The sequence below is a fragment of the Streptomyces sp. MnatMP-M17 genome, from assembly GCF_900091995.1.
Taxonomy (GTDB): Bacteria; Actinomycetota; Actinomycetes; order Streptomycetales; family Streptomycetaceae; genus Streptomyces.
In genome coordinates this window covers 1-9,227 of record NZ_FMDK01000846.1, presented here as the reverse complement: position 1 = coordinate 9,227, position 9,227 = coordinate 1, and the positions used below count along the sequence as shown (strand labels likewise).

Genomic DNA, 9,227 nt, shown 5'->3' with positions numbered 1-9,227 from the left:
CGGTGCGGCGGTCGGCAGACGGGGAAGCCGCGGCGGCACCGCCGCCTCGACCTCCGCACGCCGCCCCACCGCCGACAGCGACAGCGCCCGCATGATGGAACTCGTCGAGCGCGCCCAGGCCGGTGAGGCCGAGGCCTTCGGCCGGCTGTACGACCAGTACAGCGACACCGTCTACCGCTACATCTACTACCGCGTGGGCGGAAAGGCGACCGCGGAGGACCTCACCAGCGAGACGTTCCTGCGCGCCCTGCGCCGTATCTCCACCTTCACCTACCAAGGGCGCGACTTCGGCGCCTGGCTGGTCACCATCGCCCGCAATCTGGTCGCAGACCACTTCAAGTCGAGCCGCTTCCGACTGGAAGTGACCACGGGCGAAATGCTCGACGCCAACGAGGTCGAGCGCAGCCCGGAGGACTCTGTCCTGGAGTCCCTCTCGAACGCGGCGCTGCTGGAAGCCGTACGGAAACTCAATCCGCAGCAGCAGGAGTGCGTCACCCTGCGCTTCCTCCAGGGCCTCTCGGTCGCGGAGACGGCCCGTGTCATGGGCAAGAACGAAGGAGCGATCAAGACATTGCAGTACCGAGCCGTCCGTACGCTGGCCCGGCTCCTCCCGGAAGACGCCCGCTGACCGCCGCCGTCCCTCCGCGCGCCCGCCGCCCTCTCCCCCCACCTCGTACCGCCACCCCGCGCGCCGCGCCCTCCACGGACACTCCCTCGTACACCCTCCGTGCCTCTCACCACGGCCTCAACTCACCGTCGGTGACGCCTCGATGACGCACTGGTCGGATCATCCTTCGCGCGTAACCCAAGTGCCGCGCCGCTCGTTGTGCGGGTGCAGGCTCCCTGCGGTCACGCCATGCCCGCAGCCACTCACTCACTTGTGTGGATGTGCTCAAGGCGTGCAACCTTCCGGACCCCCAGGGGAGTCGATCGTCATGACGAGAGGAGGTGCCGCCAGTGATCGCGAACGTTTCGGCACACCGGCGGGCGAACGCCTTCGCCCAGGCCCTGGAAGACCAGACGGTCCAGGGCGCGGCGGCCGGACAACAGCCCGCCGAGTCGGCCGAACCGGCCGAACAGCGGCGGCTGTTGGCTCTGGCGAAGGGCCTCGGCGAGCTGCCGAAACCCACGCTGGACCCCGAGGTCAAAGTGGTGCAGCGAGCCCAGCTCGTGGCAGCCATGGAGGCCATGCTGCTGGAGGGCACAGCTGCCGGGGGGGTGTCTCCGGGCCCTACGGTGCCTGAGCAGCGGACCTCCGGCCGGGGCGCCCACCGGGCCTCCCGGCTCCGGAGACTGCGCCCGAGATCCCGCTGGTCCAAGGGCCTCGCGGCCGGCGGGCTCACGGTCGGCGTGGCAGCGGGCGCGTTCGGCGGAGTGGCGGCGGCCAGTTCCGACGCCCTGCCCGGCGACTCGCTGTACGGGCTGAAGCGCGGCATGGAGGACTTCAAGCTCAATCTGGCGGACGGCGAGTCCGACCGCGGCGAACTCTATCTCGACCATGCCTCGACCCGGCTCAGCGAAGCCAGGCGGCTGATGGAGCGAGGCCGCTCCGGCCAGCTCGACCATGAATCCATGACCGAGATCCGGCGCACTCTGAGCGGAATGAAGCACGACGCGTCGGAGGGCCATCGCCTGCTCCACCAGGCATACGAACGGGACGGCTCGCTCGGCCCGATCGCCACGCTCTCCTCGTTCTCGTCCTCGCACCGCAAGACCTGGAACGGACTGCGCGAACGGCTGCCCGTCCAGCTCACGGATGTCAGCGACGAAGTGAGCTCGGTGTTCGACGCCATAGACGAAGAGGTCGCACCGCTCCAGTCGCTGCTGCCGCGCGCCCCGGAGAAACACCGGGACACCACCACCCGTCCCGGCGCCACACAGGACTCCACCGACACGGGCCGGCCGGACCGTCCCTCACCCAGCTCACCGAGTACGGACGGAGGCGCCTCGCACCCGAGCGATCAGCCGCACCCGCCGGGCCGGCACTCGGAGAGCGAGTCCGAGGAAGGTCTGCTCGGCGGTGGTACGGGCGGACTGTTCGACCCGCCGCAGAACAGCGCCACCCCGTCGCCGTCCGAGAACCAGAACGGCGCCGAGCGTCCAGGACCTGATGTCACGATCCCGCCTCTGCTGCCGGATCTGCTGCCAGGCCTGGGCATCAGGGCGGAGGACGCGGAGTGATTCAGGCGGTATGAGTCAGGCGCGGTGCTCCCGAAAGGGACCACCGCGCCTGACGCCCGCCGTCGCCGAGCCCACTGCCCGTCAGAAGAACACCGAGCGCCGCTGCACCAGCAGCTTGTAGAGCGTGTGCTGGATCTGCTCGCGGACCTGATCCGTCAGATTGAACATCAGCATCGGATCCTCCGCCGCCTCCGGCGGATAGCCGTCCGTCGGAATCGGCTCGCCGAACTGGATCGTCCACTTCGTCGGCAGCGGCAGCAGTCCCAAGGGCCCCAGCCACGGAAACGTCGGCGTGACCGGGAAGTACGGAATGCCCAGCAGCCGCGCCAGCGTCCGCGAGTTGCCGATCATCGGATAGATCTCCTCCGCGCCCACGATCGAGCAGGGCACGATCGGCACTCCCGCCCGCAGCGCCGTCGAGACGAATCCGCCGCGGCCGAAACGCTGGAGCTTGTAGCGCTCACCGAACGGCTTTCCGATGCCCTTGAAGCCCTCCGGCATCACCCCGACGACCTCACCGCGCTGCAACAGCCGCTCCGCATCCTCCGCACATGCCAGCGTGTGCCCGGCCTTCCGCGCCAGCTCGTTGAAGACAGGCAGCATGAAGACCAGATCGGCGGCGAGCAGCCGCAGATGCCGCTCCGCCGGATGGTTGTCATGGACGGCGACCTGCATCATCAGTCCGTCCAGCGGCAGCGTCCCGGAGTGATTGGCCACCACGAGCGCCCCGCCGTCCGACGGGATGTTCTCGATGCCCTTCACCTCGACGCGGAAGTAGTTCTCGTACAGCGGCCGGATCAGCGACATCAGGACCTGGTCGGTGAGTTCCTTGTCATAGCCGAACTCGTCGACCTCGTACTCGCCCGTGAGCCGTCGGCGCAGAAACGCCAGCCCGCCCGCGATCCGCCGCTCCCAGCCGCTCCCGCTCCCGCCGTCCTGCTCCTCCGGATCCCCCGGCTCCGGCTCTCCCGCGTCCCGCTCGGGAACGGGCTTCAGCGGACCGGAGCCCGAGCCCGGCGCGGCTCCCTGCGAGCGCTTCGCGGCGCCGTCCTTGGCGTGCTGCCGCCGGCCGCCCGCGGAGCCACGCCTCGACCTCGGTTCATCACCGAAGGGGATGACCTTGGCATCAGCCATGTCAGATGCGCTCCTTGCTGACGAGAGTGGAGAGCCGGTCCACGGTACGGGCCACGGCCTCGGGCGGCAGCAGCCCGGCGCCCCGGCTCCGGGCGAAGTCCGTGAAGGCCTCCGCGGTCGAGTACGTCGGCACAAAACCCAGTGTCTCGCGCATCTGGTCCGTGCTGACCACCCGGCCATGGGTCAGCAGCCTGATCTGCTCCGGCGAGAAATCCGTCATCCCGACCGTACGCAGCGCCGTGCCGACCCAGGTCACCGCGGGCAGCGGCACGGGCACCGTGGGCCGCCCCAGCCGCCGGGAACACTGCGACAGCAGCAGCACGCCCTCGCCGGCGACATTGAAGGTCCCGCTGTTGAGCGTGGAGCGCCGCGGCTCGTCCGAGGCGATCATCAGCACATCGATGACATCGTCCTCATGGACGAACTGGAGCCGCGGGTCATAACCGAAAACCGTCGGCAGAACCGGCAGTGACAAATACTCGGCGAGCGGAGAATCCGCCGCGGGACCAAGGATGTTCGCGAAGCGCAGTACACAGACCGCCACATCGGGCCTGCGCCGCGCGAAGCCCCGAACATACCCTTCGACCTCCACCGCGTCCTTGGCGAAGCCGCCGCTCGGCAGCGACTTGGGCGGAGTGGTCTCGGTGAAAACCGCCGGATCGCGAGGCGCGGATCCATACACACTCGTACTGGACTTGACGACGAGCCGTTTCACGGACGGCGACTTCTGACAGGCACCGAGAAGCTGCATCGTGCCGATGACATTGGTCTCCTTGACCGCGGCCCGGCCGCCCGTGCCCAGCGGAGTACCCGTCACATCCATATGTACGACCGTGTCCACGGCATGCTCGGCCAGCACGCGCGCGATGGCGGGCCGGCGGATATCGGCACGGACGAATTCCGCGTCGCCGAGCTGGTGCGCGGGAGCCACAGCGTCCACGGCGATCACCCGGTCGACACCGGGATCGCGTTGAACACGCCGTACGAAACGGCCGCCGAGCTGCCGGGCCGCTCCCGTCACCAGCACGACCTTGCCCACCATCAGCGCCTTCCCCTGAAAAAGTCTCCCTACGCGTCACCGTAGCCGGTCGTTGTTGCGCGACGGTGACCGTACGACGCGTCGCACCGCACTTTTACCGGTACCGGCAAACACCGAAGCCCTCCCACCATGTCGGTGGAAGGGCCGCGAATGCACGAACAGCGCCGCTTACTTCTTGTTGCGACGCTGAACGCGGGTGCGCTTGAGCAGCTTGCGGTGCTTCTTCTTGGCCATCCGCTTGCGCCGCTTCTTGATAACAGAGCCCACGACTACCCTCGCTCACTTCTCTTCACTCGGTGCGGGGCGTCTGGGCCCACACGACCTACGTCGGCCTAGCCTACCCGTCGCCGAGTGAGGGACGTAATCCGAGGGACGCCCTAGGCCGACTCAACCCCCACAAAGGACTCGCGGAGATACTCGTGAACCGCTTGCTCCGGAACCCGGAATGACCTGCCCACCCGGATCGCCGGCAGATGACCGCTGTGCACCAAGCGGTACACGGTCATCTTCGACACTCGCATCACCGAGGCGACTTCCGCCACGGTAAGGAACTTGACCTCGTTGAGAGGCCTCTCGCTGCCAGCAGCCATGACCCACCTGTACCTTCCGCACCCGACGGCCACCGGCTTCCCCTCCGGTAACTCTTCGTCGCTGTGCGCTCACATCCAGACTAGGGGCGGGTGATGCGAGTGGGGAAGAGGAGCAGCCTCCGGCCGCCTACTGTGACAGACACGCTCGATTGAGTACATAGCGCGTCAGCGGCAGGTAGTAAGAAGGCCGTGCGGTGCCGGCAAGTGGAACGGCTACGGACACGCGCCCCTCGGCCTCCCCCACGAACAGCGCGGGATCGTCGGTGTCACCGGGCCCGATGGCCTCAATGCCCAGCTGACCTGCTCCGCAGACCCAGCCGTGGTCTCCGACGACCAGCCCGGGAAGCGGCCCGCCGGACTCCGCCAGACTCTCCAGAGCCGCCCGAACCGGCAGCGGCGAGTGGGTATGTGCGCCCGGCTCACGCCCTGCACACCGCACGCCGGGTTCCCGCACCAGCGCGACGCCCCGTACGTAGTCGAGGTTGCACGTGCGTACGCCGAACCGGGTCGTTATGTCGATACATCGCCCCTGCGCCGGAGTGAGTACGAGACATCCCGCCGCCGACAAAGCGTCTGCCAGCGCTGCGTAGAAACCGAGCAGCCGGTGCGGATGTCCCGTCCCGAGCAGCACCGGAGCACCGCGCGCCACGGCCACGCGCAGCCGCTCGGCGAACGCGTCCAGCGCGCTCAGCGTCCGCTCCGGGTCGATCACATCGCTGCCCGTCACCTGACCGGGATCGCGCGAAACTCCGCACCGGTCGGCCATGAGACCGAGCAACTCCCGTTCATCCCATGTCCGTTCGGGATCGAGTCCGAGCATGACCCGTGGATCGCGGGCGGCGAAGAGACGGTAGCTGCGCAGACTGTCCTCGCGCGAGGTGGCCACGGGACCGGCCGGCCCGGCCGCCAGCAGATGCGCCCGCAGCGCTCCGGTGCTCAACACCCTCCCGATGCTTCCGCCTCGGGCACCCGCCCGGGGCCGGAACCCCGGATTCACCGCACAGTTGGCCTAACGGACGGCCTGCCGGGCAGCCTCAGGCCAGCAGCCCCCGCAGCGGGAACACCGCCTTCCGCGTCGCCAGGATCGACTGGTCCAGCCGGTCCGCCGGATCGTACCCGTCCTCCCACGACTGCCAGCTCGGTGTCCGCCCGTCCGTCATCCGTCCCGGACCCAACTGCCGTGTCCGCGCGTACACCTCGCTCTTCCACGCCTCCGGCACCACCGACTCCGGCTCGACCGGCGCGTGCCCGGCGATCCCCACAAGATGGGTCCAGGACCGCGGCACCACATCCACCACCGCGTAACCGCCACCGCCGAGCGCCACCCACCGCCCGCCGTCGACATACTCGTGTGCCAGCTCATGACAGGACGCCTGCACCGCACGCTGCGCGTCGAGCGACACCGCGAGATGCGCCAGCGGATCGTCGAAGTGCGTGTCCGCGCCGTGCTGGGTCACCAGAGCCTCCGGCCGGAAGTCCGCCAGCAGCTCGGGCACCACCGAATGGAACGCCCGCAGCCAGCCCTCGTCGCCTGTCCCGGCCGGCAGCGCCACATTCACCGCGCTGCCCGCGCCCGCACCGCCGCCGGTCTCCTCCGGCCAGCCCGTCTGCGGAAAGAGCGTCCGCGGATGCTCGTGCAGCGAGATCGTCAGCACTCGCGGATCCTCCCAGAACGCCGTCTGGACACCGTCCCCGTGGTGCACATCCACATCGATGTACGCGACACGCTCCGCGCCCAGCTCCAGCAGCCGGGCGACCGCCAGCGCCGCGTCGTTGTAGATGCAGAAGCCGGACGCCGACCCGGGCATCGCGTGGTGCAGCCCGCCCGCGAAGTTCACCGCGTGCGCGACCTCGCCGTCCCAGACCGCCTCCGCCGCACCGACCGACAGCCCGGCGATCAGCGCCGACGCCTCGTGCATCCCCGCGAAGGCCGGATCGTCCATCGTGCCGAGGCCGTACGAACCGTCGGCGGCACGCGGATCCAGCGAGACCCGCCGTACGGCGTCCACATACTCCTGGTGGTGGACGAGCCGCAGTGTCGAGTCGCCGGCCGCGGGCGCGGCCCTCACCTCCACCGCTCTGTCGAGCCCGTAGGCCCGTACCAATCCCATGGTCAACGAGAGCCGTACCGGATCCATCGGATGGCTGGACCCGAAGTCGTATCCCGTAACCGCGTCATCCCACATCAACCGTGCGCGACCGCTCATGCCCGCCACCGTATCGGGCCGGATCCGTCCCGAACGAGCGGGCGTACACCAGTGTCACCAGAACCATGACCATCGGGACGAGCATCGCGCCACGGTAGTTCCACGCGTCCCCGAGCGCTCCCACCAGCGGCGATCCGATCAGAAAGCCCACGTAGTTGAAGACATTGAGCCGTGCGACCGCGCTGTCGCTGGAGGCGGGAAACAGTCGTCCGGCCGCCGCGAACGTCTGCGGCACGATCACACACAGCCCGAGCCCCAGCATCGTGAACCCGAGGATGCCCACCCACGCGCCGGAAGCCAGCGCCACCACCGCGAAGCCGGCGCCCGCCAGCAGAGTCCCGCACCGCACAACGGCCACCGGCCCGAACCGCCGTACGCCCAGATCCCCGACGGCACGTCCCAGCAGTGTGGTGACCATATAGGCGTTGTACGGAACGGTCGCCAGCTCCTCCGAACTGCTCAGCACGTCCTGAAGGTACTTGGCGCTCCAGTTCGACACCGTGGAGTCGCCAATATACGCGAAGGCCATCACCAGACAGAGCGGCAGCAGCAACTTGAACACCACTGGTTTCTCAGCGGTGTTGGGCTCCTGGCCTGCGACCGGCTCCTGGTGGTCAACGGACTTCCGGGTGGTGTCCGCGTACCAACGGCTTCCGAGCAGAGCGGCCGGCAGCACCACGGCCACCACCGGCAGATACGAGACCAGCAACGACAGATCCCAGTGGGCGCCGGCCCAGGCCAGCGAGGCTCCGGCGATACCGCCGAGGCTGTACACGGCATGGAAACCGAGCATGATGCTGCGCCCGTACGCCCGCTGAAGGCTGACGCCGAGCATGTTCATGGACGCGTCCAGCGCACCGACCGCGAGCCCGAACGCCGCCAGGGCGAGGGCGAGCTGCCACATCGCGTCACCCGCTCCGACACCGAGCAGCGCCAGCAGCACGACTGGCTGAGCCCAGCGCAGCACCACCCTCGGCCGCACCCGGGCGACCAGTTTCTCGGTGACGACGCTGCCGACACCGGCGAGGACGGGAACAGCGGCGAGAAAGGCGGGAAGGAGACCGTCGGAGACTCCGTACCGGTCCTGGATGGCGGGGATACGCGTGGCGAGCAGCGCAAAGGTCACTCCCTGAGCGAAGAAACTCAGCGCCAGGGAGACACGACCGTGCCGCAATCGAGCGTCTGGCGCGTCCGCCGCATCTGTCATGGCCGGACAGCGTAGGGCGATCCGCTACCTATGGGTAGATGGATCACACAACGGATCAGGCAGCAGTTCGGGCAACGGATCAGCTGGCGGACCGACCGAGCAGTCCCAGCAGTTCAGCCATGGTGGAGAAGTACGCGGTGGCGCCCGCGAGTTTCTCGGCCGGAGTCATCGCCGTGAACGCGTAGACATCCATCCCGGCCGCCCTGGCCGCAGCGACACCGAGAGGACTGTCCTCCACGACGGCGCAGCGCTCGGGAGCGACTCCCATTCGCTCGGCGGCATGAAAAAAGAGATCAGGCGCCGGCTTGCCCTGTCCGACGTCCTGGGCACTGAAAATGACATGGTCCTCGAACCACCGGTCAAGCCCGGTCTTACGATGGCCCACCCGGATGCGTTCATGGCTCCCTGATGAAGCGACGCAGTACGGCACACCGTCGGCGGCCAGCTTCCCCAGTATCTCGGCCACGCCTTCGACCGGCTCCAACTCCCGCTCGAAGGCGGCGAAGACACGGGCGTGCAGGGTGTCGTCAAAGTCCGCGGGAAGACGTCGGCCTGTCCGCTCTTCGATGAGATCGTGGACGCGATGCACGGCAGCTCCCATGTAATCGCGGAGGGAGTCCTCGTACGACGTGGGATGGCCCAACTCGGTGAGATAGGCGGCCAGGATGGTGTTGGAGAGTGGCTCACTGTCGACAAGGACACCGTCATTGTCAAAAATGATCAGTTCGTAGCGCATACTTCGACCTTAGACGCCCCTAAACGCAGAAATGCCCCGCGCCAGATACCTGGCACAGGGCATTCCCACAATGATTGTTCGGCGGCGTCCTACTCTCCCACAGGGTCCCCCCTGCAGTACCATCGGCGCTGTG

10 protein-coding genes are annotated in these 9,227 nt (G+C 68.3%); 2 read left to right on the top strand and 8 right to left on the bottom strand.

Annotated features, from left to right (window positions below; all coding sequences use genetic code 11):
- Both GA0115259_RS31820 and GA0115259_RS31815 read left to right on the top strand, forming a co-directional pair.
- On the top strand, nucleotides 1–628 hold a 628-nt coding region (locus GA0115259_RS31820; RefSeq protein ID WP_093603400.1), incomplete at its 5' end, for an ECF subfamily RNA polymerase sigma factor, BldN family.
- A 329-nt stretch (nucleotides 629–957) separates the two neighbouring features.
- Nucleotides 958–2,181 carry a DUF5667 domain-containing protein gene (locus GA0115259_RS31815; protein ID WP_093603398.1) on the top strand — a complete coding sequence of 408 codons (1,224 nt, stop codon included), beginning with the start codon at nucleotides 958–960 and terminating at the stop codon, nucleotides 2,179–2,181.
- Between the two features lie 81 nt (nucleotides 2,182–2,262).
- Here GA0115259_RS31815 and GA0115259_RS31810 read toward each other — a convergent pair whose 3' ends face one another.
- From GA0115259_RS31810 to GA0115259_RS31775, 8 genes are all read right to left on the bottom strand, one after another.
- Nucleotides 2,263–3,315 carry a lysophospholipid acyltransferase family protein gene (locus tag GA0115259_RS31810; RefSeq protein WP_093603396.1) on the bottom strand — a complete coding sequence of 351 codons (1,053 nt, stop codon included), beginning with the start codon at nucleotides 3,313–3,315 and terminating at the stop codon, nucleotides 2,263–2,265.
- A 1-nt stretch (nucleotide 3,316) separates the two neighbouring features.
- Complete coding sequence (locus tag GA0115259_RS31805; protein WP_176732721.1) at nucleotides 3,317–4,354, bottom strand: NAD-dependent epimerase/dehydratase family protein; 1,038 nt, start codon at nucleotides 4,352–4,354, stop codon at nucleotides 3,317–3,319.
- A 168-nt stretch (nucleotides 4,355–4,522) separates the two neighbouring features.
- Nucleotides 4,523–4,621 (bottom strand): 30S ribosomal protein bS22, encoded by a 99-nt coding sequence (locus GA0115259_RS31800; RefSeq protein ID WP_003948845.1) that lies wholly within the window; start codon nucleotides 4,619–4,621, stop codon nucleotides 4,523–4,525.
- Between the two features lie 110 nt (nucleotides 4,622–4,731).
- Nucleotides 4,732–4,944, bottom strand: coding sequence for a helix-turn-helix domain-containing protein (locus tag GA0115259_RS31795; protein ID WP_014046653.1), 213 nt, complete (start codon nucleotides 4,942–4,944; stop codon nucleotides 4,732–4,734).
- 127 nt (nucleotides 4,945–5,071) lie between these two features.
- The gene (locus tag GA0115259_RS31790; protein WP_093603392.1) at nucleotides 5,072–5,887 is read right to left on the bottom strand and encodes a phosphatase; all 816 of its coding nucleotides are present in this window, start codon (nucleotides 5,885–5,887) and stop codon (nucleotides 5,072–5,074) included.
- Between the two features lie 91 nt (nucleotides 5,888–5,978).
- Nucleotides 5,979–7,151, bottom strand: coding sequence for an acetoin utilization protein AcuC (locus GA0115259_RS31785; protein WP_093603390.1), 1,173 nt, complete (start codon nucleotides 7,149–7,151; stop codon nucleotides 5,979–5,981).
- Nucleotides 7,120–8,358 carry an MFS transporter gene (locus tag GA0115259_RS31780; RefSeq protein WP_176732720.1) on the bottom strand — a complete coding sequence of 413 codons (1,239 nt, stop codon included), beginning with the start codon at nucleotides 8,356–8,358 and terminating at the stop codon, nucleotides 7,120–7,122. Before GA0115259_RS31780 ends, GA0115259_RS31785 begins: the two co-directional genes overlap by 32 nt.
- A 79-nt stretch (nucleotides 8,359–8,437) precedes the next feature.
- Entirely contained in the window at nucleotides 8,438–9,094 is a 657-nt protein-coding gene (locus tag GA0115259_RS31775) for an HAD family hydrolase (protein ID WP_093603386.1), read from the bottom strand.
- Between the last annotated feature and the right edge of the window lie 133 nt (nucleotides 9,095–9,227).

What these genes read in the sequence shown, in the direction of transcription:
- GA0115259_RS31775 (WP_093603386.1), bottom strand. Translation starts at nt 9,094, where the DNA reads ATGCGCTACGAACTGATCATTTTTGACAATGACGGTGTCCTTGTCGAC.
- GA0115259_RS31785 (WP_093603390.1), bottom strand. Translation starts at nt 7,151, where the DNA reads ATGAGCGGTCGCGCACGGTTGATGTGGGATGACGCGGTTACGGGATAC.
- GA0115259_RS31780 (WP_176732720.1), bottom strand. Translation starts at nt 8,358, where the DNA reads ATGACAGATGCGGCGGACGCGCCAGACGCTCGATTGCGGCACGGTCGT.
- GA0115259_RS31810 (WP_093603396.1), bottom strand. Translation starts at nt 3,315, where the DNA reads ATGGCTGATGCCAAGGTCATCCCCTTCGGTGATGAACCGAGGTCGAGG.
- GA0115259_RS31795 (WP_014046653.1), bottom strand. Translation starts at nt 4,944, where the DNA reads ATGGCTGCTGGCAGCGAGAGGCCTCTCAACGAGGTCAAGTTCCTTACC.